Source organism: Aeromonas finlandensis (assembly GCF_000764645.1).
GTDB classification, from domain to species: Bacteria; Pseudomonadota; Gammaproteobacteria; order Enterobacterales; family Aeromonadaceae; genus Aeromonas; species Aeromonas finlandensis.
On the sequence record NZ_JRGK01000297.1, the window covers coordinates 1 to 22,749 of the forward strand.

General features: G+C 59.3%; 22 protein-coding genes and 1 pseudogene. 14 read left to right on the forward strand and 9 right to left on the reverse strand.

Going from position 1 to position 22,749, the window contains the following annotated elements; all coding sequences use genetic code 11:
• Positions 1 to 29 precede the first annotated feature (29 nt).
• On the forward strand, positions 30 to 146 hold the full coding sequence (locus LD28_RS24025) for a phage tail assembly chaperone (protein ID WP_420911721.1): 117 nt from the start codon (positions 30 to 32) through the stop codon (positions 144 to 146).
• Between the two features lie 14 nt (positions 147 to 160).
• On the opposite strand, the gene LD28_RS0118665 is transcribed toward LD28_RS24025, so the two are convergent.
• A complete protein-coding gene (locus tag LD28_RS0118665; protein WP_033138425.1) occupies positions 161 to 535 on the reverse strand; it encodes a helix-turn-helix domain-containing protein in 375 nt (124 codons plus the stop codon).
• A 190-nt stretch (positions 536 to 725) separates the two neighbouring features.
• On the opposite strand from LD28_RS0118665, the gene LD28_RS23225 reads away from it, so the two are divergent.
• Entirely contained in the window at positions 726 to 1,010 is a 285-nt protein-coding gene (locus LD28_RS23225) for a hypothetical protein (RefSeq protein ID WP_156120316.1), read from the forward strand.
• A 585-nt stretch (positions 1,011 to 1,595) separates the two neighbouring features.
• Here the strand turns inward: LD28_RS23225 and LD28_RS0118670 are convergent.
• From LD28_RS0118670 to LD28_RS0118680, 3 genes are read right to left on the reverse strand one after another with little or no spacing between them, the layout of a single operon-like run.
• Positions 1,596 to 3,128, reverse strand: coding sequence for a tripartite tricarboxylate transporter permease (locus LD28_RS0118670; RefSeq protein WP_033138426.1), 1,533 nt, complete (start codon positions 3,126 to 3,128; stop codon positions 1,596 to 1,598).
• A 9-nt stretch (positions 3,129 to 3,137) separates the two neighbouring features.
• Complete coding sequence (locus tag LD28_RS0118675; protein ID WP_033138427.1) at positions 3,138 to 3,569, reverse strand: tripartite tricarboxylate transporter TctB family protein; 432 nt, start codon at positions 3,567 to 3,569, stop codon at positions 3,138 to 3,140.
• Between the two features lie 11 nt (positions 3,570 to 3,580).
• Positions 3,581 to 4,567 (reverse strand): Bug family tripartite tricarboxylate transporter substrate binding protein, encoded by a 987-nt coding sequence (locus LD28_RS0118680; protein WP_033138428.1) that lies wholly within the window; start codon positions 4,565 to 4,567, stop codon positions 3,581 to 3,583.
• A 222-nt stretch (positions 4,568 to 4,789) separates the two neighbouring features.
• On the opposite strand from LD28_RS0118680, the gene tctD reads away from it, so the two are divergent.
• The 4 genes and pseudogenes from tctD to LD28_RS0118695 all read left to right on the forward strand — a co-directional run bounded on the left by tctD (position 4,790) and on the right by LD28_RS0118695 (position 8,376).
• Complete coding sequence (gene tctD / locus LD28_RS0118685; protein WP_033138429.1) at positions 4,790 to 5,464, forward strand: transcriptional regulator TctD; 675 nt, start codon at positions 4,790 to 4,792, stop codon at positions 5,462 to 5,464.
• Between the two features lie 49 nt (positions 5,465 to 5,513).
• Positions 5,514 to 6,860 carry a sensor histidine kinase gene (locus LD28_RS0118690; RefSeq protein WP_277619826.1) on the forward strand — a complete coding sequence of 449 codons (1,347 nt, stop codon included), beginning with the start codon at positions 5,514 to 5,516 and terminating at the stop codon, positions 6,858 to 6,860.
• 109 nt (positions 6,861 to 6,969) lie between these two features.
• Positions 6,970 to 7,047 (forward strand): annotated as a pseudogene (locus tag LD28_RS23855) (transposase); the annotation flags it as partial.
• A gap of 60 nt (positions 7,048 to 7,107) precedes the next feature.
• Positions 7,108 to 8,376, forward strand: coding sequence for a hemagglutinin repeat-containing protein (locus tag LD28_RS0118695; protein WP_156120317.1), 1,269 nt, complete (start codon positions 7,108 to 7,110; stop codon positions 8,374 to 8,376).
• Positions 8,377 to 8,425: 49 nt separating this feature from the next.
• On the opposite strand, the gene LD28_RS0118700 is transcribed toward LD28_RS0118695, so the two are convergent.
• Complete coding sequence (locus LD28_RS0118700; RefSeq protein WP_033138431.1) at positions 8,426 to 10,252, reverse strand: ATP-binding protein; 1,827 nt, start codon at positions 10,250 to 10,252, stop codon at positions 8,426 to 8,428.
• 8 nt (positions 10,253 to 10,260) lie between these two features.
• Positions 10,261 to 10,752: a putative pterin-binding protein gene (locus LD28_RS0118705; protein ID WP_033138432.1), complete on the reverse strand. Its 492-nt coding sequence runs from the start codon at positions 10,750 to 10,752 to the stop codon at positions 10,261 to 10,263.
• A gap of 337 nt (positions 10,753 to 11,089) precedes the next feature.
• Here LD28_RS0118705 and LD28_RS0118710 point away from each other — a divergent pair, with 337 nt between their 5' ends.
• The 6 genes from LD28_RS0118710 to LD28_RS0118735 all read left to right on the forward strand — a co-directional run bounded on the left by LD28_RS0118710 (position 11,090) and on the right by LD28_RS0118735 (position 17,244).
• Positions 11,090 to 11,440, forward strand: a complete 351-nt coding sequence (locus tag LD28_RS0118710; RefSeq protein WP_050514374.1) for an STAS domain-containing protein — start codon at positions 11,090 to 11,092, stop codon at positions 11,438 to 11,440.
• Positions 11,437 to 11,853, forward strand: a complete 417-nt coding sequence (locus LD28_RS0118715) for a ferredoxin reductase domain-containing protein (RefSeq protein WP_033138433.1) — start codon at positions 11,437 to 11,439, stop codon at positions 11,851 to 11,853. The genes LD28_RS0118710 and LD28_RS0118715 overlap by 4 nt, the downstream gene beginning before the upstream one ends.
• Positions 11,854 to 11,871: 18 nt before the next feature.
• Complete coding sequence (locus tag LD28_RS0118720) at positions 11,872 to 13,977, forward strand: SLBB domain-containing protein (RefSeq protein ID WP_033138434.1); 2,106 nt, start codon at positions 11,872 to 11,874, stop codon at positions 13,975 to 13,977.
• A gap of 1 nt (position 13,978) precedes the next feature.
• Positions 13,979 to 14,647, forward strand: coding sequence for a P-loop NTPase family protein (locus tag LD28_RS0118725; protein ID WP_033138435.1), 669 nt, complete (start codon positions 13,979 to 13,981; stop codon positions 14,645 to 14,647).
• 23 nt (positions 14,648 to 14,670) lie between these two features.
• Positions 14,671 to 16,161, forward strand: coding sequence for a SpoIIE family protein phosphatase (locus LD28_RS0118730; RefSeq protein WP_033138436.1), 1,491 nt, complete (start codon positions 14,671 to 14,673; stop codon positions 16,159 to 16,161).
• An 81-nt stretch (positions 16,162 to 16,242) separates the two neighbouring features.
• Positions 16,243 to 17,244, forward strand: coding sequence for a glycosyltransferase family 4 protein (locus LD28_RS0118735; RefSeq protein WP_033138437.1), 1,002 nt, complete (start codon positions 16,243 to 16,245; stop codon positions 17,242 to 17,244).
• A gap of 277 nt (positions 17,245 to 17,521) precedes the next feature.
• On the opposite strand, the gene LD28_RS0118740 is transcribed toward LD28_RS0118735, so the two are convergent.
• From LD28_RS0118740 to LD28_RS0118750, 3 genes are read right to left on the reverse strand one after another with little or no spacing between them, the layout of a single operon-like run.
• Positions 17,522 to 18,157: a sugar transferase gene (locus tag LD28_RS0118740; protein ID WP_033138438.1), complete on the reverse strand. Its 636-nt coding sequence runs from the start codon at positions 18,155 to 18,157 to the stop codon at positions 17,522 to 17,524.
• Positions 18,154 to 19,347, reverse strand: a complete 1,194-nt coding sequence (locus tag LD28_RS0118745; RefSeq protein WP_033138439.1) for a glycosyltransferase family 2 protein — start codon at positions 19,345 to 19,347, stop codon at positions 18,154 to 18,156. Before LD28_RS0118745 ends, LD28_RS0118740 begins: the two co-directional genes overlap by 4 nt.
• 31 nt (positions 19,348 to 19,378) lie before the next feature.
• The gene (locus LD28_RS0118750; RefSeq protein ID WP_033138440.1) at positions 19,379 to 20,530 is read right to left on the reverse strand and encodes a glycosyltransferase; all 1,152 of its coding nucleotides are present in this window, start codon (positions 20,528 to 20,530) and stop codon (positions 19,379 to 19,381) included.
• Between the two features lie 157 nt (positions 20,531 to 20,687).
• On the opposite strand from LD28_RS0118750, the gene LD28_RS0118755 reads away from it, so the two are divergent.
• Positions 20,688 to 22,103, forward strand: a complete 1,416-nt coding sequence (locus LD28_RS0118755; RefSeq protein WP_033138441.1) for a GumC family protein — start codon at positions 20,688 to 20,690, stop codon at positions 22,101 to 22,103.
• Between the two features lie 376 nt (positions 22,104 to 22,479).
• Positions 22,480 to 22,749: hypothetical protein (locus LD28_RS23230; RefSeq protein WP_156120318.1), on the forward strand; the 270-nt coding region annotated here is incomplete at its 3' end.

The following is a 22,749-nucleotide window of genomic DNA, read 5'->3' on the forward strand; positions in this document are numbered from 1 at the left end:
GGCAAAAGGAGCTTTCTATACCAACAGACATAACAGAGTCTCAATATAAAGAGCTGCTACACTATCATCAATTATTGCGAGATTTGCCTGAACAGCCCGGATGGCCATCTATTAATATGCCACAAAAACCAAGTTGGATATCCTAAGGCTTTATAAAAATTTATTGCCTAAAGACACAAACTCCCCTCTCGTAGGTATCAACAAGCCATTTAAGATGTGGTAGTGGTACCCCAATCAAAAATAGCACCATACTCGCGCTTTCTGGATTTGAGCAGCTCCATGTTGCCGGTGGCAGCATTGCCTGCACATCAATCCCGATAGCGCGACAGATCAGCGCGGCATCAGCCAGCGTCATGAACTCCCCCCTATCCTGCGATAACCAGCGGCTCAGAGTTGATACCGGGATCCCGGTCATCTCCTCCAGTTGCGACTCGCTAATACCCTTTTCAGCCAGAATGGCGGCCAGGTAGCGCTTGGCGGCAGCCACATAATCCAGCTCGGCGGCGGTCAGGTAGGCCTTTCGTCTGTTCTTCATTGGGCAACTCCCGAGTTACAACGTTGCCCGCGCTCAGTTTTTGTCACTGTCAGATCTGACAGTTTTTTCATGTATGAAATAACGTAGCAGCATAACCATATCTTTGCTGCCAGTGCGGCTGTAGATTTCATCAGGTCTTACCAGATACTGATGAGTTAATCTGCAACAGATGGAAGAAGGAACATAAGAGATGGAGTTTGATGTGTACTTTCGTATCGGATCTACGTGTTGTGGCCCGTTTCCGGCAGAGGCAAAAAATGTGAATGAGATGCTGGATGTTGCTGCTGGCTATCAGCAAGATTTTGCACTTCCTACAGCAACAATCATTTTGATTTCACCAAAAAATCTTCCACCAATTTGGGGCCATCCTGGGGCCAAAAGATGTGGCAATCTTTCATTTGGGGCCAAAATGGGGCCAAACAAAGAGCCACTGAAAGCTGTCGAAAGCCAAGGTTTGTTAATCATAAACTCATGATTCGGTTGGCTTACATCGGCTCTCCTTCGCTCTTGGTGGCTTTCAAGAGAAACCGATGGTTCATGGTGTAAATGAACTGAGCCATTGGCAAAAAGCATCCGTTGATTTGCTCAGCTATACGGCTTCAAATGGACGCATTTACTTCCTAATACTCACTCAACACCACATGTTAAAACAATGGCTTGCGAGCTGCTCTTTATTAGGAAAATATTCATCTAGCCAAGATATAGCTTAAAAACACTGGTGATTTAAAATCCCTCGACGTTCGTGTCGTGCCGGTTCGATTCCGGCCTCGGCACCAGTTATTAAGTAAAGCAATCAAAGAGTTACGAAAGGCCACTAGCAATAGTGGCCTTTTTCTTTTGCCTAAATGGCGACAAAGTGGCGACAGCGTTTTTTTGAGTGACTCACCTCTTCTTGTAATGGGTAGTGATACGGTCTTCTTGTATGATGCCGCTCTGCCTGATGGCGCACTTCATGCGGCGCCTTTCCCTGGCCATGTCTCGGTGTGCTGTCAGGCAGAATGAGAAGGGCCCCACATGGTGTGGGGCCCTTCTTGTTTGCGAGCGCAGAACACATTGTCGGTCAGACGCTTTGCTCTGCGCTGGCATCCGTGTCAACCACGACTGCTTTGCGGCGGCGCAGCAGGCGTACCAGCGGGGGCAGGGTGATCACCACGATGGCCAGTACCAGCAGGGTCTGGCTGATGCCGCTGCCCCACAGGATGGCGGTGTCGCCATTGCTGATGGAGAGGGCGCGGCGCAGGTTCTGCTCAAGCATCTCGCCCAGCACGAAGCCCAAGATGAGCGGTGACATGGGGAAGTGCATCTTGCGCAGCAGGTAGCCAAAGACCCCGAGGGCCACCATCAGCAGCAGGTCGAAGGTGGTGCTGTGCACCGCATAGACTCCCACTGCCGAGACGCTGGCGATGGCGGGTACCAGAAACCAGAGCGGGATGGAGAGCATGCGGGTAAAGAGCCCCACCATGGGGATGTTCATCACCAGCAGCATGACGTTGGCCACCAAGAGGGCAGCGATCAATCCCCACACCACATCGGGCTGTTCGGTGAACATGGTGGGGCCTGGGGTGATGTTGTAGAGGGTCAGCGCCCCCATCATCACCGCCGTGGTGCCCGAACCCGGCACCCCCAGGGTCAGCATCGGGATAAAGGAGCCACAGGCTGACGCGTTGTTGGCCGCCTCCGGTGCGGCCACGCCGCGAATGTCCCCCTCGCCGAATTTGGCATTCGGCCCCGCCAGCCGCTTCTCGGTCATGTAGGTGATGGCACTGGCGATGGTGGCACCGGCGCCGGGCAGAATGCCGACGAAGAAGCCGATGGTGGAGGAGCGCAGCATGGTGCCGGTGCAATGGACCAGCTCCTTGACGTTGAATAGCATCCGCCCGGTGGTGCGCACCAGCTTGCCGCCACCACTGGTGTGCTCCAGCATCAGCAGGATTTCGCTCACCGAGAAGAGGCCGATCACCACCACGATAAACTGCACCCCGTCCGAGAGGTGAACGCTGTCGAAGGTGAAGCGATAGACGCCGGTGTTGGCATCCACCCCGACGGTGGCGAGCCCGAGCCCAATCAGTGCCGCCATAAAGGACTTGAGCGGGTTCTGGCTCATCATGCTGCCGAGGCAAGCGATGGCGAACACCATCAGGGCGAAATATTCCGCCGGGCCGAAGGCGAGGGACCAGCGCGCCAGCGCCGGGGCGAACAGGATGATCCCCCCGATGGCGAGCATGGAGCCGACAAAGGAGCTGACCGCCGAGATGGAGAGAGCTACTCCCGCCTTGCCCTGCTGGGCCATGGGGTAGCCATCCAGCGCCGTCATGATGGCGGCGGCATCCCCCGGCACGTTGAGCAGGATCGAGGAGATCCGCCCGCCATACTCGCAACCTATGTAGACGGTAGCGAGCAGAATGAGCGCCGATTCGGGGGGGAGCTTGAGGGCAAAGGCCAGCGGCAACAGAATGGCGACCCCGTTGATGGGGCCAAGGCCCGGCAGCAGGCCGACCACAGTGCCGACAAAGCAGCCGATGAGGGCAATCACCAGATTCTCCGGGGTGAGTGCCACCGCAAAGCCCTGGGAGAGGTACATCCAGGTATCCATATTGACTCCTTAAGAGAACCAGACGCCGAGGGGCAGGGTGACATCCAGCAGCCGGTCAAAGGCGAGATAGAGCACCAGACCGCCGACGACGCCGGAGAGCAGGGCGGCTTTGGCAGAGGCGCCAAACAGGCGCCCCAGTACAAAGGTGAGCAGGGTGGTGGCCAGCGGAAAGCCCAGCCACTCGAAGCTGGCACCGTACCCGGCCAGCGCCACCACCATGATGGCGAGGTGGCGCAGGGTACGCAGCGGCGGCCAGCTGACGGTGTCCGGCTGGCGGCGCAGCAGCAACAGGGCGCAGAGCGCCATCAGACCGATGATACCGAGCGGGAAGGGGCGTGGCCCCAGCGGCTCATAGCTGTATTCGCTCTGGTACTGCCAGGCAATGGCGGCGCCCGCCAGACAGAGCAGCAGCCAGATGGCGGCAAAGATGCGATCGCTCATGGCTGCGGCTCCTATTTGGCCAGGCCGAAGGCTTTGGCCTGCTCGCGATATTGCGCCACCTGATCCTTGACGTAGCTGTCGAGCGCCTCGCCGGTGAGGTCAAATTCGAACAGGCCACGCAGCTCCCGCTGTGCCTTGAAGGTGTCGGTTTTCACCAGCTGGTCGAAGGTCTGCTTCCACCACTGGTATTCGCTGTCGCTCACCTTGGGGCCGACATAGAAGCCGCGGATCACCGGCCACACTAGGTCATAACCCTGCTCCTTGGCGGTGGGGATGGTGGCCAGCTTGCCGGGCAGCCGCTCGGCAGAGAACACCGCCAGCACCCGCAGCTTGTCGCCGCCGATATAGGGCACCATCTCGCTCAGATCGCCGGAGACCGCCTGCACATGGTTGCCCAGCAGCGCAGTGACCGGCTCGCCGCCCCCTTCAAAGGCGACGTAGCGCATCTTGTGGGGGTCAACCCCGGCCTGTTTGGCCAGCAGCGCCGTTTTCATCCAGTCCTGACTGCCGATGGAGGCACCCGCGCCGATCACCACGTTGTTGGGATCGCGCTCCATGGCGCTCACCAGCTCCTTGAGGTTCTGATAGGGGGCATCGTGGCGCACCGCGATCATGCCGTAATCGGTGCCCACCGCCGCCAGCCAGCGCACATCGTCCACCCCGTAACGGCCAAATTTGCCCTGGGAGAGGTTGAGCAGGGAGCCGCCGGAGAAGGCGACCACGGTACCCGCCTCGGCAGGGCGCTGTGCCACGATGGCGTTGTAGGCCACGGCACCGACCCCGCCCGGCATATAGGTGACCCGCATCGGCTTGTCGATGGTGCCGGTCTCCTGCAGGCTCACCTGCAGCAGTTTGCAGGTGAGATCGAAACCACCGCCCGGTTTGGCCGGTGCGATGCATTCGGTACGGCTCGGGGCGGTGGCACTATCGGCTGCCTGCAGCGGCAGGGTGCCGATCAGGGTCAGCAGGGCGAGGGCATGACGTGTGCGTTGCTTCATGGTTGTGTGCTCCATCTTGTCGTTGTTTTTTCTTGGTGTGACTCCGTCGATAGACGAAGTGATGCGCAATTGTTAAAACAACAACCTTTCATTCACCTTTCAATCACTGACCAAGAGACGGGAGTGTGACCCTGATCGCACCTTGTCCCGCACTGGCAGTGATGAAGGGATGCAGTTGAAGCACTGCGGTTGAATGCTGTGGTTAAGAACAAGGGGAAAGGCATGCGCTTGCTGTTGGCAGAAGACAATCACGAACTGGCCCACTGGCTGTCGCGGGCACTCACCACCGCCGGTTTCGCGGTGGATTGGGTGGCTGACGGCGCTCAGGCTGACCATCTGCTGCGCCACGAACAGTACGCGCTGGCGGTGCTCGATATCGAGATGCCCAAGCTGGACGGGCTGGCGGTACTTGGCCGGTTGCGCAGCCGGGGGCAGGGGCTGCCGGTGCTGCTGCTCACCGCCCGCGGCGCGGTGGAGGAGCGGATCTGCGGCCTCAATGCCGGTGCCGATGACTATCTGGCCAAGCCATTCGATCTGGGGGAGCTGGATGCTCGGCTGCGAGCCCTGCTGCGGCGCAGTGAAAGCGGCGGTGCCGAGCTGCGGCTGGGTCGCCTGACCCTGCACCCTGACGGCTATTTTCTGCTGGCCGATGCCCGGCTGGCCCTGACTCCGCGCGAACTGGCGCTGCTGACAGCGCTGATGTACCGCCACGGGCGGCCCGTCGCCAAAGGGCAGCTGTTCGAGCAGGTGTTCAACCTCGATGACGAGGTAGGGCTCGACAGCATCGATCTCTATATCCACCGACTGCGCAAAAAGCTGGTAGGCAGCGGGGTGGTGATCACCACCCTGCGCGGTCTCGGCTATCTGCTGGAAGCGGCGCCGGAGGCCTCCCATTAGTCGCTCCCTGCTCCATCAACTGCTGCTGTTTCTGGGGGGCCCCCTGCTGATCCTCTGGGCCGCCTCGGCTTGGTACAGCTACTACGGTGCGCTGGCGGCGGCCACCTCGGCCTATGATCGCACCCTGCTCGCTTCGGCCCGCACCGTTGCCGAGCGGCTGACGGCAGCCGAAGGCAGCCTCAGGGTGGATGTGCCCTACGTGGTGCTCGACAGCTTCGAGCGCAACATGCGCGATCGCCTCTTCTATCAGGTGCGCGGCATCGACGATGGGGTCATCTCCGGCTTTGACGACTTGCCCCCCATGCCGGATGGTACGCCGCTGACCGACCGTTATCCGGCGCTTGCCTACTTCTATGACGGGCTCTATCAGGAGGCGCCGATCCGCGCCGTGATGCTGCTGCAACCGGTGGGTGAGGGGGGCGTCAACGGCATGGCCCGCATCACGGTGGCGGAAACCCTGCTCGGTCGCCAGCAGCTGGCCGAGCAACTGCTCTGGTCGGCCCTGCTGACCCAGGGGGCGCTGGTGGTGCTCACCCTGCTGCTCGCTTATCTGCTGCTCAAGCGGCTGCTCACCCCGATGCGCCGCCTGTCGCGGGAGATCTTGCGCCGCGATGCCGCCACGCTCGCCCCCTTGCCCGACCTGCTCCCCTGGCAGGAGACCCGGCCGCTGGTGCAGGCGTTCAATCGCCAGCTGACCCGCTTGCGCCAGCTGGTGGCCCGGCAGGAGCGCTTCAGCGCCGATGCCGCCCATCAGCTGCGCACCCCGCTCACCATCCTTAAAACCCAAGTGGAGGTGGCGCGCGGCAGTGGCGATCCCGCCCTGATGAGCGAAAGTCTCGATGCCATGGCTGGGCGGCTCGATCACACCATTGCGCTGACCGAGCGGCTCCTGCTGCTGGCGCGACTCAAATCGGACGAGTGCTCCGGGCTGCGCCAGCGTGAGCCCATGGAGTTGACGGCGCTGGTGCAGCAGGCCTGCTTGTCACGGTTGGCGCAGGCGCGTAGCAAGGGGATCGATCTCGGTTACGAAGGGGAGGAATCGGTAGTCATGGTGGCAGGGGAGCCGCTGCTGCTGGGGGAGCTGTGTGCCAACCTGCTCGACAACGCCATCAAATATACCCCGCCCCACGGCACGGTGACGGCGCGGGTGGTGCGTGGTCACAAGCAGATCTGGCTGGAGGTAGAGGATAGCGGCCCCGGCATCGCCCCCGAGCTGGCAGAGCGAGTCTGGCAGCCGTTCCAGCGCCTCGAGCAGGGCAGCGAACAGCCGGGGGCCGGGCTTGGTCTGGCGCTGGTGCGCGACATCGCCCACTACCACCACGGTGAGGTGGTGTTGCTGCCTGCCCCGCAGCTGGGGGGCTTGCTGGTGAGGCTGATTTTGCCGCTGGCAAAATAGTGAGCGGCGAAATCTGGGACGAAATCTGGGACACCCACCTTTTTCCCACCTTTTTGACTGTGGTGTAGTGTTGTTCTTGACTTGAGAGGTCACTGTTGAGGGATGCGCCATGACCATTGCCCGTTCACGTCAAATAAGTTTGCAGGATACGCCTTACTACCACGTGGTCAGTCGCTGTGTGCGGCGAGGGCCGTAGGCTCGATTAGCGGAGCGTAATCGGGCGTTCGCGAAAAAGGTATCAGCGTGTTTGCCAACCTCAATGCCGCCAAGGGCAAGGAGCTGGGCAACTCGGGTCGCTATACCGAAACCAATATCACCGGGCGATACCCTGACCTTTACATCAGGGCGGGATGCCACCTTGCTGGGGGCGCAGGCCAGCGGTAACAAGGTCAAGGCCGATATCGGCCGCAACCTGACCCTGACCAGCCAGCAGGATAACGACCACTACCAGAGCAAGCAGAGCAGCATCGCCGCCGGGGGCAGCTTTACCTTTGGCACCATGACCGGCTCGGGGTATGTCAACGCCAGTCGCCAGAAGATAAACAGCGATTTTGAAAGCGTGGTGGAGCAGACCGGGCTCTTTGCCGGTAAACAGGGCTTCGATATCCGGGTGGGTGAACACACCCAGCTCAACGGGGCGGTGCTGGCTGGCAGCGACAACGCCAGCAACAACCGCCTCTCCACCAACACCTTGGGCTGGAGCGACCTGCACAACCGGGCCGACTACCAGGTCGAGAGCCAGAGCATAGGTCTCAGCGGCAGTGGTCAAGGGGGCAAAAATGTGGCCTCCCCCAGCGCGCAAACCCTACTCAACGGCAGCAACAGCAGCGGCAGTGCCAGCTCCACCACCTTTGCCGCCATCAGCAATGGCAATATCGAGCTGCGCAGCCCCGACGCCCAACAACAGGATGTGCCCACCTTGCTGCGTGACCCGAGCAAGGCGGCCAATGGCCTCTCCCCCATCTTTGACAAGAAGCAGGAGCTGGAGAAGCTGCAGGAGGTGCAGCTGATTGGGGAGGTGGGCCAACAGGCCACCCAGCTGGTGGTGAGCGAGAAGATGGGCAAGGCCGAGAAGCAGGCCCGCGAAGACAAGGAGTACGCCAACAGCCCAGCGTACAAGGCGCTGCAGGAAAAATGGGGCGTGGGCAGCGACTTCCAGCGCGGTATGCAGGCGGCGACGGCGGCCCTGCAAGGACTGGCCGGTGGCGGCCTCGCCGAGGCCGCCGCTGGTGCCGCCAGCCCCTATCTGGCCAAGCTGGTCAAACAGCAAACCGATGATGGCCCATCCCGGATAATCGCCCACGCGCTGGTACAAGGCGCCCTGGCTGCCACCCAGAACAAGAGTGCCATGGTTGGTGCAACTGGCGCCGCCACCGGTGAGTTGGTGGGTATCATCGCATATGCTCGTTACGACAAGGAGGTCAGCCAGCTCTCCGAGTCAGAGAAGGAAACCGTCTCCACCCTCGCCACCTTGGCCGCAGGATTGGCCGGTGGCCCGATTGCTCTTTCACCATGAACTGTTTTCTGCCAAACAACCATTTTTCCGCATGAGGCAATCTGGGGTTTTATTGCTTGGTTGCACGACTGGTTGAGTTGTATTTAAACCGCTCATGGGAAATATGTCTGTTTATCTCGTTCAACAGCATCTCTTTATTAATAGGCTTGGTGATATATCCATTCATGCCATGGGAGAGATAGTATTGCTTGGATTCCGGCATCGCATCAGCCGTCAGGGCGATGATGGGGATATGTGCCCACGGTGTCTGAGAGGTGCGGATCCGGGTGGTGGCCACCAGCCCATCCATCACTGGCATCTGGACATCCATCAAGACCAGATCAAATTCGGTGTGACCCAGTTTTTCCAGCGCTTCTTCTCCCTGTACGGCCAGTGTGACGTGATGGCCTACGGAGTCGAGCATGGCGCCGATCACCTTGCGGTTGGTGGCATTGTCATCAACCAGCAAGATGCGATAACTCTCCTGATCCATCGGCTTGGACGGCAGGCAAACAATCGAGGGGGTCGTGGCTCTGGTTGGCCAGATATAGGTAAAGGTACTGCCATGCCCTTCGCTGCTCTCTACCGAGATATCACCGCCCATCAGGCGTGCGAGGTTACGGGATATTTCAAGTCCCAGGCCCGAACCACCATATTGGCGGGTGATAGAGACATCCGCCTGGGCGAATCGTTGAAACAGGTTCTTCAGCTGGCTTTTGCTCATGCCGATCCCGGTGTCTTGAATCGAGATGCGTACCGAGTGGCGATCCTGCGCTAACAGGGTGCTATCAACGTGAATTTTGACTTCCCCCTGATGGGTGAACTTGATGGCGTTGCTCACCAGATTGAAGAGGATCTGGCGCACTCTCAGCGGGTCGATCATTAACCACTCCGGCGTATCGGGGGCAAGGGTCAGGGTCAGCTTGATCCCTTTTGCATCGCAGTTGCTCTGCATCAGGGCCCGGATATCCTCCAGCAGCTGGGGCAAGTGATGGGGGGCCAGTTGCAGCGCTATCTTGCCCTCTTCCAGCTTGGATACATCCAGAATGTCGTTGAGCAGACCGAGCAGATGGTTCGCCGATTCTCGCGCCGTCTCCAGATAGTCCCGCTCCCTCGGGTCCATATCCCGGTCGGCCAGCAGTGAGAGCATGCCGAGTATGCCATTCATGGGGGTGCGAATTTCATGGCTCATGTTGGCCAAAAAGCTGCTTTTTGCTCTTGTGCCAGCCTCTGCCGCCTGATTTGCCCGCAGCAGTTTGTCATTGAGTTGCTGCATCAGTTTGTGCTGCAGAAACGAGATGTTCATTTGCCGCCAGATCAGCAGGGCGAGCACAAAGAGCAGCGCAAATTGCAGGGTCGCAATGAGAGTCGTCGTGATGATCTGCTCTCTCACGCTGTCGCGGCGCGCCACATCAAACAGGGTCGCCTGCTGGTTCACCTCCAGAGTCAGCTGATGGAGCAGGGGTAGCAGGGAGGAGAGCTGTTGGCGTAGCTCCTGATGGGCCAGCGTGTCCAGCGGCTTGGTGGCATCCGGGCCGAGCCAGATATCCGCCAGAGAGATGTAGGAGCGAATGGCTTTGCTTGCCTGCTGGTAGATCTCTGTTTGTTGCAGCAGGCTGCGATCCTTGCTCTCCAGCACCAGATCCATGCGGCTGACCAGAATATCGTATCTGAGTTGAAACGCCGGTTGCGACTCATGAAGCAGCGAGCTTTGAAAACGCAGCGCTTCGTTATAGAGCTGGAAATAGTTCCACATCACGTTGTCTTCGCCCTGGCTGGTACTGCGTTGCAGATCCTGAAATTGCCGGTACTGGATGGTACCAATACCGGCAAAGGCCAGGAGCAGCACGCAGAGCACCACAAACAAGAAACGTTGACTGGCCGCCATGGAACGCATGATGAGATCTACTCCACTTTTATCGAACTGATCTGCCAAATAGCCCGGCCGTAATAGAGCTTGTTTTGCAGTTCGGGATAGTGATCGAACGGATAGACAAGGAACAGGGGGCCTTTGTCGCGCACCGACAGTGGCTTGCCATTCATCGTGCGGGCGAGGATGACCTGATATTGTTCGGCATCGCTTGCCGGCACCTGTACCGAGTAGTCATTGAGCGCGGTAATGGTGAGCTGTTTGCCGGTTGCCCCGACTTTGGCCAACACATCTTTCAGTAGCGGGCCGCGAAAGGTCTTGGCTTCGTCATACCAGGGGGTATGGGTTTTGATTTCATGTACCGGCAGTTGGTCCAGCATGGCGCTATCCCACAGGGCCAAAGCCTCATGAGTGGGGTTGCTGATGGCGCCTTCTACCTTTAGCACTGCGCTGTCAGGGGAAGGGGCTGCGTATGCTGCGCCGCAGAGGGCTGCCAAAAGTGGTGCGATATAAAGGCCTGTTTTCATGATCTCTCCTTCCTGGAATAAGGCGGCATGGGGCCGAGCCAACGGTGGCTTGTGAAGTGCTCCCAGAGGCAAGCAATAATCGGGCCCGGTGCAATAGGTGCCAATTATCAGCGAGTTAGCCTGTTATCTGGTGACCTCGGCCGAGGTGAATTGCAGTTTGCAACGTTCGGGATGTGTTAATTGCAATTTGGTAATCAAAACGGGTGGCAGGGTTGGGTAAACAAGGGGCAAAGAGCATCATTTGGAGAACAAGCTAAGTGGCGCTCCTCGGCATAACATTTGCAGCGTGGTGGATGCCGTGACAGAGCTGAGTCTGAGACTCGACAAGGAGCTAGCGATGGAAAGCATGACTTACACCCTTAATGATACCCAGGTTGTGGTACTGGAAAACGAGTTTGACGCGATGGCCGTCAGTGAGCTCCGCCCGTTGTTTGAAACCCTCTCAACCCACCCGGGAGATATCCTGGCCGATATCAGCGATGTCCATTTTATCGACTCGTCGGGTATTGGAGCCTTGGTATTTCTCTATAAAAGATTGATTATGAACGGGCATCAGATGGCGCTTGTCTGTGGACCAGGCCAACCTCACGACCTGCTGGAGATGTTGCATATCGATCGGGTGATCCCTTGCCATGAGAGCATCAAGGCCTATATGCGTTCCCGTGGCATGATGGCAGCAGCGTCATGAAACGGTTTGGTATCCTGCTCTCGTCCATTCTGTTGTCGGGTTGTGCGCAGTGGCCGCCGGAGGGGTATGGCGGCATGGCAGAGGCAAGACCCACCCGCATTCCGGTCAATGAGGATGAACGGCGGGTCTGGTCTCGTTATGATGAGCGTCAGAAGGAACTCGACTTGCAGCTGACGCAATTAAAGCAAGCGAGCCTGCAGGGGTGTATGCCTGCCGAGTTGAAAAGACTACAATCTCAACGTGTTGATATCGAACGGGATATGCACGGTCGGCTCTGGGCAGACGTAGCCTGGCGTCAGACTGTGTTGGCACAATCACTACAACAAGTACGTTTGCGGCTGCAACAGACAACAGCGGATGGCTGTCGTGCTGATTGGTCCGGGATCCCCTTACGCCAATGGGGGCAGACGTAACAGACGAAAAGGATGTCTATGAAACGGGGCGCTCTCGAAGGATTGATCTGTGTTTTCTTGCTGCTGTTTACCTGCCCGTTACTGGCCTCCACCTTACTGGCTCCCGGTGATCGGTTGGCCATAGTGCAACCTGGTGAGCCTGCTTTTGATCAGCCTTTCCAGATCAACAAGCAGGGGGAGATTGCACTGCCTGAAGTCGGCAATGTCGTGGTGGGGGGGAAGACCCTGCCACAGGCGGATGAGCTGATCCGCTCCGCCCTCAAACCTGTTTACAACAACCTCTCTCAATTGACCGTCACCTTGCTGGAGAAGCGGCTGCTGATCAGCGTGATGGGTTATGTCAAAAAACCCGGCAGTTATGATCTGGCGCCCGATGGCAACGTACAAATGGCCCTCGATGCCGCTGGCGGTCTGGTGCCCGGTGCCCAGCTCAACAATATGCAGGTGCGGCGCGGCAGCACGGTCTCGAGTTTCGACTACAAGCGTTATCTCGATACCGGCGATGCCAGCGTTCTGCCGCCATTGCAATCCCTCGATGTGGTGTTCGTGCCCGCCTCTCCGCTGATCGGCAACGTGCAGATCGATTTTGATGCGGCGACCCTGGCGGCAGGCGGGGATGGCGATACCGGCAAGGCGATCAAGGTGTTTGGCGAGGTCAACAGCCCCGGCGCCTTCAGTTTCAAAAGTGGCAACTCCATCGTGGATCTGCTGATGCGGGCTGGTGGGGTGACCCGCTTTGCCGGGGTGGAGCGGATCCGGGTGATCAATGGTGATGCCCCCGAACTGTTCGACCTCAAAGCCTATCTCGACTCCGGCAACAACAAGCTGCTGCCCAATCTGGCGCCGGGCGCCACCATCTTCGTGCCCAAGGATGAAGAGCAGATCAAACGCGGTGCCCGTACCATCTACATCATGGGCGAGGTGTTCAAACCTGGCGCCTATGAGGGGCGGGAAGGGGACTCCTTCCTCGATATTCTGGCCAATGCCGGTGGCCCGACCCGCTATGCCGAGAGTCGCCAGATCCGTTTGCTGCGCACCGATGGCACGGTCGAGCCGATCGACTTGCAGGCCTATACCGAAGGCATGAAAAAGGCACTGCCTCAAATCAAACCCGGCGACGCGATTTTTGTGCCGGAAAAGACCGACGTTAACGAGAAGTCCTGGTTAAAAGTGGCACCCGGACGGGCGGTGATGGTGATGGGGGCGGTGCGGATCCCGGGCCGTTATGAATGGTCTGACGAGATGTCGCTGCTGGATCTGATTGCCCACGCCGGTGGCCCCAACGAGCGTGCCGATATCGCCAAGGTGCAGATCCTGACTGCCGAAGGGGGGCAGGCGACACCGACGCTGTTTGATCTCGACAAGTTTCTCCATCAGGGGGGGGCGCTGGCCAGCCTGCCGAAGATCCGGGCCGGATTCACCATCATGATCCCCGAGCTGCCCACCGATCCCAGTGACAACAAGTCCCAGTGGGTGCGCCAGTCACCGGATAGCTCCATCTACATCTTCGGTCAGGTCGGGGCGCCCGGTCGTTATGCGTTCAATGAGCAGATGGGCTTTATCGACATTTTGTCGGCTGCCGATGGCCCGACTGCGGCGGCGGATTTGCGCAATGTGCGCATTGCCCATCGCAGTGGCAGCACGGCGCGGGTCAGCAAGCTCGACCTTGCCCTCTACTTTGAAACCGGCGATGAAACCTTGCTGCCCAAGGTGCTGCCCGGCGACTCCATCTACCTGCCGGAGAAGAATCGCCCCTGGCTTGACGAGCCCAAGGAGAACACCATTCGGGTGTTGGGGGCGATCGCCCGCCCCGGTCGCTACCGCTTTGACTCCTCCATGACCCTGCTGGATCTGCTGGCCGAGGCGGGAGGCCCGACCAACACCGCCTATATCAAGAAGATTGTGGTGATCAACATGGCCACCAGTGGTCAGGGAGATCAGGCCCGCAGCTTCGATCTCGACGGCTTTGCCAAAGAGCCCGACTTTAGCCGGTTGCCGGTGCTGCGCGCAGGGGACACCGTCTTTATCCCTGACAGCAAGAGCAGCAACTGGGCCATCTTCATGGATGGCATGCGCGATATTCTGACCACGATTTCGGTGGTGGCCCTGGTCGGGACGCTTTGATATGAGCATCCCCATTCAATATCTGGAGCTCGAATCCCTCTACGCGGCGACGGTCGCTCGGGGGATCCGCTCACTGGCGGTCACCTCGTCGGAAGGGGGAGAGGGGGTGAGCTCCATCTGCGATGCGCTGGCAAGGCGCTCGGAAGCGGATGGGCTGCGCACCCTGCTGGTGGATCTCAATCTCTATCATCCCGGCCGCGCCTCGGCGGTTGCCTGGGGGCCCAATGATGTGCCCGAGCCTGTGGCCAATGGCCGCTCCTTGTCGCTGCTCCCTGCACCGGGCAAGGATCTGATGGCCTTTCGCAACAAGGATACCTTGCGCCAGCTGCTGGTTCGCTGGCTGGAACATTACGATGTGGTCATCTTCGATACCTCGCCGCTCACTGCCCTCAATCGGGGCAATATTCCGGCCGATCAGGTCTGTGGTGCCTGTGAAGGGGCGCTGCTGGTGGTGCTGGCCGGAGTGACCCCGACGACCGTGGTACAAAGTGCGGTGGATAAACTGACCCGTGCCGAGGCCAATCTGATTGGCGCTGTCTATAACGACAAGCTCAACCCGGGGCTGGCCAGCGAGATCCTGCGCGAACTCAACCGGCTGCCCAGTAACCGGGTGACCGAATGGCTCAAGCGCTGGTGTCGGCGCAGCGCCTTGCTCAATTTCCGGATCTGATCGCCCACTGATGGAGGCCCGATATGGATGACTGGTTGCGATCTGCTCCGGCAACCCTGCAGGCGGTGCGCGAACTGCGCAACCGGCTGGCGCAGGGGCTCTCCCTGTTTCAGGTCTCCCCAAAGGATCAAGCCAACTGGCTGCTCTGTTTCAGTGAGCTGGCCACCAATAGCGTCAAGCACACCGTTCCCCCCGCGACCCGGCTCTGGCTCACCCTGACAGCAGATGAAACGGGCTTGAGTCTGGTGCTGGAGGATGATGGCGGCCCGCAACCCGGTCTTGCCAGTGCGCCGTTACCCGATGAGCTGCAGGAGGGGGGATACGGGCTGGCGCTGGTGCACCAGCTGTTTGCCGAGGTGCACTTTTCTCGCGACGGTGAGCGCAATCGCGTGACCCTTCGCCAACAAGGCCCGGTCAACCAACTGCCGGTGATCGCGGTGATCGACGATGACAAGGTGATGCGTGCCCTGCTCACCGCCTATCTCCATGAGCACTACCGGGTTGAAAGTTATGCCGACTCCCATGCCGCCCTGCTGGCGCTCGGGAAGCAGCCCCCCGCACTGGTGCTCTCCGATATCGAGATGGAGGGGATCGATGGCTTTGGGCTGCGTCAGCAGTTGATGAAGGATCCCAAAATGAAGGGGGTGCCCTTTATCTTTCTGACCGGTCATCAGGATCAGTGGACCCAGAGTCGGGCGGGAGCCCTGGGGATCGATGACTTTCTGGTCAAACCCATCACCAAGCAGGACCTGTTGCTGGCGGTTTCGCGGGTGTTGCAACGCTCGCAGCAGCTCAAGTCACAATGGGGCGAGCAGCTGGATCAGCGCATGACCTCGGCGCTGCGCCCGTTATTGCCCGCCACCTCGATAGGGGGATACCAGCTGGCGTTGCAAACCCGCGCGGCCACCGTGGGGGGCGGGGACTTTCTGCTGGTCAAGGATCGGGTGTTGTGGCTCGGGGATGTGATGGGTCACGATGCAGAAGCCAAGTTTTTTGCCCATGCCTATGCCGGTTATCTGCGCGGCTTGCTGACCGCGCACGATCTGGAGCGCGCCCCCGCCCGTTTGCTGACCATCTTGTCCAATGCGGTTCACAGTGATCCGTTATTGGGGGCTACCCTGCTCACCACCCTCTGCATTGAACTCGGCAACGAGGGGCGGGTGCAGTGGGCCAGTGCGGGTCACCCGGCGCCCTGGCTGGTTGGGCCCGGCACCATCCGTCAGGTCGGCGTGACCGGCCCCTTGCCCGGTTTGCGCCCGGACCCTCATTTCGTGACCAATCAGCGCCAGCTCAAGCCCGGCGAGATCCTGTTGTTCTGGACCGATGGCCTGCTCGATAGCCGTGATGCCGCAGAGCGCCAGCGCTGGGAGTTGCAGCTCAAGGAGATCTGCCTGACCTCGGGGCCCGGTCTTGAACAGCTGGCTCATCGCATCGCCCGCTGGTTTGATGAGCGCATCAATGATGCCGCCCTCGATGACATGACCCTCTTGCTGGTCGCCTGTCCCGGCGCCTGATCCTGTCCCTCTTTCTCTGACTGGCCCGCTCTATGCAACGCTTCGTCTCAGGTGGCATGGTGCCACGAGAGGAGGGGGCTTATGTTACCCATGCAGCAGATCTGGCTGGCCATCGATGCGCGTCAGGTCGGTGGAATAGAAGTTCACATCATCCATCTGGCCAACGATCTGCTGGCCAGGGGATTTCGCCCCACCATAGTGCTGGTGAGCAACCACGGTATGACCCCGTTTACGACTCTGCTAAAACAGCAGGGCTTGCCCTATGAGGTGTGCCACAACAGCCGCGATTTTATGCGCCGTTTGGCTCGCCAGCCTGCCTCTGTATTGCTCCACACCCATGGCTACAAGGCCGGGGTGCTGGGGCGTCTGACCGCCTGGTTCAGCGGAAAATCGGTGGTCTCGACCTTTCACAGCGGGGATGACGGGGAGGGCTTGCTGAAGTTTTACAGCTGGCTGGATCGCACCACCGCGCGTTTTGCGAAGTGTATTGCAGTGAGTGAGCCCATTGCTCGCAGATTGCCAGTGCCAAGCACGGTGATCAGCAACTTTGTGCCCATGCCTGCGACACCAGCATCGGTGGCTGGCAACCGGATTGCCTTTGTCGGCCGCCTCTCGCCGGAAAAGGGACCGGAGGCATTTTGTCAGTTATCGGCTTTCTGTCCGGATGGGGCGTTTCATCTCTACGGGGATGGCCCCATGAAAAGCGACTTGTGGCAGCAGTATGGAGATCGGGTGCAGCTTCACGGCTTTAAGACCATGGCCAATGAGTGGCACAACATCGACCTGCTCTGCATCACCTCCCGCTTTGAAGGGCTGCCGCTGGTAGCCCTGGAGGCGATGGCACACGGCATACCGGTCTGTACCTTTGCGGTGGGGGGCCTGGTCAACCTGATCGACCACAAATCCAATGGCTGGCTGGTGGAGCCCGGCCATGTGCGGGATATGGCGGAGCTGGTCAACTACTGGCTGCGCAGCGATGAGGTGGTGCGCAGCAAAATGAGTCAGGCGGCGCGCAATACCATTGCCAGAGGTTACAGCGTCAACAACCGAGTGACCGATATTCTGGCCGTCTACGGCGCCTGAATCACCAAGGAAAACCCGCCAAAACGAGTGGCCGCTGGTCACTCGTTTTTTTATGTGCCGGGGTTGGGGTGATGTGGGAGAACGCCCCTGTGATCATGCGGCGATCTGGTTTCGGTGGTTGGTCAAGGTTGCTAAACGCCTGTCGATGGATAGTCCAGATGATGGCGATCCCGCCGTCGCCTTCTCTGTGATCACCGCGGATGCGCCATAGAAAAGGCCATTGCAGTGGCAATGGCCTGATGGGGGTTGAGGTGTGGTGGAGGTTGGCGCCGCGGGATTAGCGCCCCTTCTTGCCGACCATGATGGCGATCGTCTTGCCGATGATATGCACATCCTGCACCAGCCAGCGCCAGGGGTGGAGCAGGGCGACCGAGTAGGCCAGATCGAACGCCAGCTTGCTGCGCACATCATCCAGCGACTCGTCGTAGCCCTGATTGACCTGCGCCAGACCGGTGATGCCGGGGGCCACTTCATAGGTGCGTTCGATAAAGAAGGGCACCGCATCTTCCAGCCGGTTGGCGATCCCGGGCCGCTCCGGGCGGGGGCCTATCAGCGACATCTCCCCCTTGAGCACATTGATAAACTGCGGCAGCTCATCGAGTCTGGTTTTGCGCAGGAAGTCGCCGCTGCGGGTGATCCGGCTATCCCCCTTGCCGAACCAGACCGGCCCGGTGGCCGCCTCGGCGTCGGCGCGCATGGTGCGAAACTTGATCATGAAAAAGAGCTCGGTGTGGGTGGCGTGGCTGCGTCCGATCCGCAGCTGACGAAAGAACACCGGCCCCGGGCTATCGAGGCGGATGGCCAGCATGATCAGCGGCCACAGCGGCAGCGTCAGCAGCAGGCCAAGGGTGGCACCGAGCAGATCCATGCTGCGTTTGACCACCAGGGTCAATCTTGGAATGGGGTGTGTCATGCGGTTTTCTCCTGTGACATGAAACGAATGGGGGCGCGCAGGCAGTAGCGCAGGGTGCCCATGCCGTTGTACCAGTGTCCGAGTACCAGATAGTGGATTTTGCGAAACAGATTGGGCCAGCTGTAAAGAGGGGTCAGCTGGATCAAGATGACCAGCAGATACCCCAGCAGTTGCAGCCCCAGCAGCAGCTGAAACAGCAGGGATTGGGTGGCTAGCGGGATGGCACAGAGCCACAGCAGGGTCAGGCAGAGCGGCATCAACACCCGCAGCCCCTTGCCACTGGCAAAGTTGAAGGCAACCCAGCCGAATTTGGGGTGCAGCAGGGGCAGCAACCGCAGCAACTGCTGGGTGTTGCCAGCCCCGATCCGCTTGCGCCGTGTTGCTTCCAGCGTCGCATCCGAAATTTCCAGCTCCAGTGCGGCGCAGCGATTGTCATACACCGCCCGATACCCCTTGGCGATGGCCTGCATCGGCAGGATGAAATCGTCGTTGATGGTATCGGCGGCCAGCGGGGTGAGGCACTCCCGGCGCATCATGTAAAAGGCCCCGTGGGCCCCCAGCATGCCGCCAAGGGCCGATTCGCAGAGTTTGATCTGGCTTTGATAGTGCCAGTAACTCTCCTCGCCCTGAGAGCCCGGTTGCCAGAACCGGTATGCCTCACCGACTACCCCTACCTTGGGATCGGCAAAATGGGCGACCGCCAGCAGCAGGCTGTCGATGGGCAGCAGGGCCGAGACATCGGTGAGGGCTACCAGATCGCTGTGAACATGGGTCATGGCTTCGTTGAGCACGGCGACCTTGCCGCGATTGCGGGGATGATCAAACAACCTGATCTGCAACTGCAGCAAAGCGGGATCACCGAGCTGGCTCAGCGCAATGGGGTAACTGTTGTCGCTGCAGCCGTCGAAGTGCACATGCACCCACAGCTTGTCGGCGGGGTAATCGAGGCTGGCGAGGTTTTGCAGCTTGGCCGCGATGGTCGCCGCCTCGTTATAGACCGGCATCAGCAGGGTGATGGTCGGCAGCGCCTCATCGGCGGTGTCTGTTTTGAATCCCCGATCCATGGGGCGGGGTGGATTGGCCACCTTGCGCGCCTGCCGACCACCGAATTTGAGCAGCAGGGGATAGCCGACATGGTGGTAGACCACCAGTACAGCGCACAGCCAGAACACGATCATGATCCACTCCATGGGATGCTCCTCTGGTCATCGGGTCGCTTGATCAGCGGCTGTAGAGCTGCTGATAGGCCTGAGCCATCCGGCTCAAGCTGCTTTGCTGGCACACAAACTCACGGGTGACGGCACGCAGGCTATGGCACTGCAGCAACCCTTGTGCCAGAAGCTGGGCAAGACGGCCGGGATCCCGCTCCGACAGGATATGGCCGCTGGCCTGACAGACGATCTCTCTGGCCGCCCCCACGTCGCTCATCACCACCGGCACCCCGCACGCCTGTGCTTCCAGCACGCAAAGCGGCATCCCCTCCGCCAGTGAGGGGAGGCAGAAGATATCCAGCCCCTGATAGAAGCGCGGCATGTTTTCGACCAGCCCCAGAAAATGGACCCGATGGGCGATTCCCAGTTGCTGACACTGTTGTTGCAACGCATTTTGCAAACTGCCGACCCCTGCCAACGCAAGATGCACCTCCTGCGGCAGGGCGCGGATCGCCTCCAGCAGCAAGGTGTGACCCTTGACCGACTCAAGGCGGGCGGCGCAGCCAATCAACTTGACCCCTTGCGGCAGCCCCATCTCCTGACGAGCGAGGGCGGCGGCGCCCGGGGCAAAGCGCTGCTCATCGATGCCGTTGGGGATCACGGTTGGCGACAGCTGACCCAGCTTGGCCAGCAGCTGGTTGGCTACCGGCGTGGCATCAGCCACCAGAATGGGCTTGAAGGCGCGCAGCCCCCACAGGGCCAGCGTGCGCTGATGGGGATCATCGAGATACCAGGCATCGTGCTCGGTGTGAACCAGGGTGGGCACCCGGGCTAGCCGACTGGCCAGCCCGCCATAGAGCATGGGCCCCAGATGGTGGGTATGCACTGCGTTTGGCTTGAGCTGGTACAGCAGCCGTGTGAGCCGCCAGAGGGTTGCCAGCGACCAGCCCGCAGGCTTTTCCAGGCAGTGAATGTGGCCCGCGAAGGGATGCAGGGCGGGCCACGCCGTTAGCACATCCGTTTTGCGCCCTTCGAGGGAGATGATATGCACCGGCTGATCGGCGGGGCTTGCCTGAGTGAGGTTGAGCACCATGGTCTCCAGCCCGCCGGGCTGCAGGTGCTGCACGATTTGCACAACAGGTTGCACGATAGGTTGCACGATAGGCTGGGCGATGGCGCCCCTGCGGGGATGGGGTCTGTGCGACGGGGTTGATGACAACATGGTTCGCGCTCCGGCAAGGGAAGGGGTAACACCCCGGATAGCGGGAGAATGCGAATCTTGTACCACTCTTGCGATCTGCCCACAGAGGCGATCAGCTCCTGTAGTGGCACTGCCTTTGCATCGTGCGGGGGGAGGGCTTTTCTCAGGGAGTGATGCCATGCCTGTCCAGTTCTATTACAACCTCTACATCATTCTCTTTGCCGCCTGGCGCCGTCGTTATCTCATTCTCGTGCCAGTCCTGCTCATGCCGATGGTTGGGCTGGGGATCAGCTTGCTCAGTCCCAAGGTGTACGAGAGCCGTACCACCTTCATGGTGCCACAGGATTCAAACCAGACGCCGACCCTCAAGGATTTGATCACCCAGGAGAGCCTCAAAGATCGTTTCGTGGTGTTGGAGGCCATGCTGCGCAGCCGCTACGTCATGGACGGGGTGGCGCAGGATAGAGGGTTGGTGGATGACAGCACGACGCCAGCCAAGCGCGATGCCATTATGGACTGGCTCTCGGCGTCAGTGTCTATCCGCCTGATCGGTGACGAGGTGATTGAGCTGAAGGTCAAGGCCGACTCCGCAGCGAACAGCGCTGGCTTGCTCGAAGCCGTCTCCCGTCGTTTTTTCTTCAATTTGCTCAACAAGGGGCGTCAGTCAGCAGAATCCTCCGCTCGATTTTTACAAAGCCAGCTCGACAGCCGTCGCAGTGAGCTGCTGGAGGCTGAAAAGTCACTAGCCGACTTCAAACGTGAACATGCCAGTGCTCTGCCAGATCAACAAAATGCCAATGCGGCCAGACTCTATGGGCTCAAGGAGCGACTCGCAGACAGTTTGCTGCAGTTGCAGCAGGCAAAAGGTCGGGTGGATCAGCTCTCCGTTGGACAGGAAGGTCCCACGGCCCGCAGTCTGGAAGATAAATTGCAACAGATGCAGACAGAACTGGCCCTGCTGCGGGTGCGCTACAGCGATCAGCACAGCAAGGTGCAGAGCCTGATCTATCAGATCGGTCAGTTGCAACAGGAGATTGCGCGGCAGAAGAACAAACCCGATGCCGCTGTCGGGCCTGAATGGGATCAGGCGCGGGCCCAGTTGACTGAAGCCCAACAAAACGCAGCCGCTTTACAGACCCAGCTCGATGAGCTGAGCCGGGTCGTCGGCACCCAGGGGGAGACGGAGAGCCAGCTGGCCGAACTGGAGCGGGATCTCGAAGTCAAGCGCTCCCTCTATCAGGATTTGCAACTGCGCTACGAGAAAGCAAAGGTGACAGGAGCACTGGGCAGTTTTGAGCCTAGCGAGCGGATCAAGGTGATCGACAAGCCCTTCGCCCCCAGCAAGCCAAGCAACTATCCGCACTGGCTATTTCTATTGGCCGGGATTGTCGGTGGGCTGGGGCTGGGCTGTGGACTGGCGTTGCTGACCGAGCTGGCAGATACCAGCCTGCGCCGGACCGATCAGTTGGTTGCGCTGGTCAAGGCGCCGGTGCTAAGCCGCATTCCCTACTGCGAGCCAGTGCCGGACTATCCATCCCACAGTGATCAGGCGCTCGATGGGCAGGTGCTGCCCTTGTCACCAGAGCCGGGTTGATTGCAGTAAAGCTGGCTACCAGCCTGAATCTGGATATTTCTGAAAAGGCCTTGTGATAAGGCCTTTTTTATATCGTGCATTTGGCGGAGTAGGAATCATGGCAAGCCGGTAAAACAGGAGAAAGGATTCATTTTCTATTTCCGTTTCTTGACGGTAGTTTTACCCAGTGGTACAAGTGGAGCCGACTCAAACCTATTGATAATGGGCTCACAAATCAGTCGCTGGTTGGTAATACAGTGATTTTAATATTATCTATTGGTTGTGATGACGAGTGGTATGGCGGAGTTAGATGGAAGGCGTTACTAACACATTAATAGCGCTTTCCATCTAATTACTGTTATGTGAATTATTGGGATCCTACGTAAGTGATTGAAATATGATTTCTGAAGACAACTGGCAAGATCACTATTGGAACTATTTGGCTCGCCTCGAAGTCGGTGCAATCGACCGAAGTTTTGAAGACTTAAAACCTTGGAATTATTTAGCTGAAGATTGTATGAACTTAGCTATTAAAGCTCCATTTCTCAAAGGTAAAAACTCAGGTTCAAAATCCATCAAACTTTCTGCTGCATTTTTGAAGCGTACAATGAGTGATTTTAGAGGTGCGTGGTTATTGATTAATTGGGGTTATCCTTACCAAGCTGCA

Bases quoted from the DNA above. Each gene is read 5' to 3' on its own strand.
- LD28_RS0118740 (WP_033138438.1), bottom strand. From the start codon at position 18,157: ATGACACACCCCATTCCAAGATTGACCCTGGTGGTCAAACGCAGCATG.
- LD28_RS0118705 (WP_033138432.1), bottom strand. From the start codon at position 10,752: ATGAAAACAGGCCTTTATATCGCACCACTTTTGGCAGCCCTCTGCGGC.
- LD28_RS0118670 (WP_033138426.1), bottom strand. From the start codon at position 3,128: ATGGATACCTGGATGTACCTCTCCCAGGGCTTTGCGGTGGCACTCACC.
- LD28_RS0118700 (WP_033138431.1), bottom strand. From the start codon at position 10,252: ATGCGTTCCATGGCGGCCAGTCAACGTTTCTTGTTTGTGGTGCTCTGC.
- LD28_RS0118665 (WP_033138425.1), bottom strand. From the start codon at position 535: ATGAAGAACAGACGAAAGGCCTACCTGACCGCCGCCGAGCTGGATTAT.
- LD28_RS0118730 (WP_033138436.1), top strand. From the start codon at position 14,671: ATGGATGACTGGTTGCGATCTGCTCCGGCAACCCTGCAGGCGGTGCGC.
- LD28_RS23225 (WP_156120316.1), top strand. From the start codon at position 726: ATGGAGTTTGATGTGTACTTTCGTATCGGATCTACGTGTTGTGGCCCG.
- LD28_RS0118680 (WP_033138428.1), bottom strand. From the start codon at position 4,567: ATGAAGCAACGCACACGTCATGCCCTCGCCCTGCTGACCCTGATCGGC.
- LD28_RS0118725 (WP_033138435.1), top strand. From the start codon at position 13,979: ATGAGCATCCCCATTCAATATCTGGAGCTCGAATCCCTCTACGCGGCG.
- LD28_RS0118735 (WP_033138437.1), top strand. From the start codon at position 16,243: ATGTTACCCATGCAGCAGATCTGGCTGGCCATCGATGCGCGTCAGGTC.
- LD28_RS0118750 (WP_033138440.1), bottom strand. From the start codon at position 20,530: ATGTTGTCATCAACCCCGTCGCACAGACCCCATCCCCGCAGGGGCGCC.
- LD28_RS0118720 (WP_033138434.1), top strand. From the start codon at position 11,872: ATGAAACGGGGCGCTCTCGAAGGATTGATCTGTGTTTTCTTGCTGCTG.
- LD28_RS0118755 (WP_033138441.1), top strand. From the start codon at position 20,688: ATGCCTGTCCAGTTCTATTACAACCTCTACATCATTCTCTTTGCCGCC.
- tctD (WP_033138429.1), top strand. From the start codon at position 4,790: ATGCGCTTGCTGTTGGCAGAAGACAATCACGAACTGGCCCACTGGCTG.
- LD28_RS0118715 (WP_033138433.1), top strand. From the start codon at position 11,437: ATGAAACGGTTTGGTATCCTGCTCTCGTCCATTCTGTTGTCGGGTTGT.
- LD28_RS0118710 (WP_050514374.1), top strand. From the start codon at position 11,090: ATGGAAAGCATGACTTACACCCTTAATGATACCCAGGTTGTGGTACTG.
- LD28_RS0118675 (WP_033138427.1), bottom strand. From the start codon at position 3,569: ATGAGCGATCGCATCTTTGCCGCCATCTGGCTGCTGCTCTGTCTGGCG.
- LD28_RS0118745 (WP_033138439.1), bottom strand. From the start codon at position 19,347: ATGGAGTGGATCATGATCGTGTTCTGGCTGTGCGCTGTACTGGTGGTC.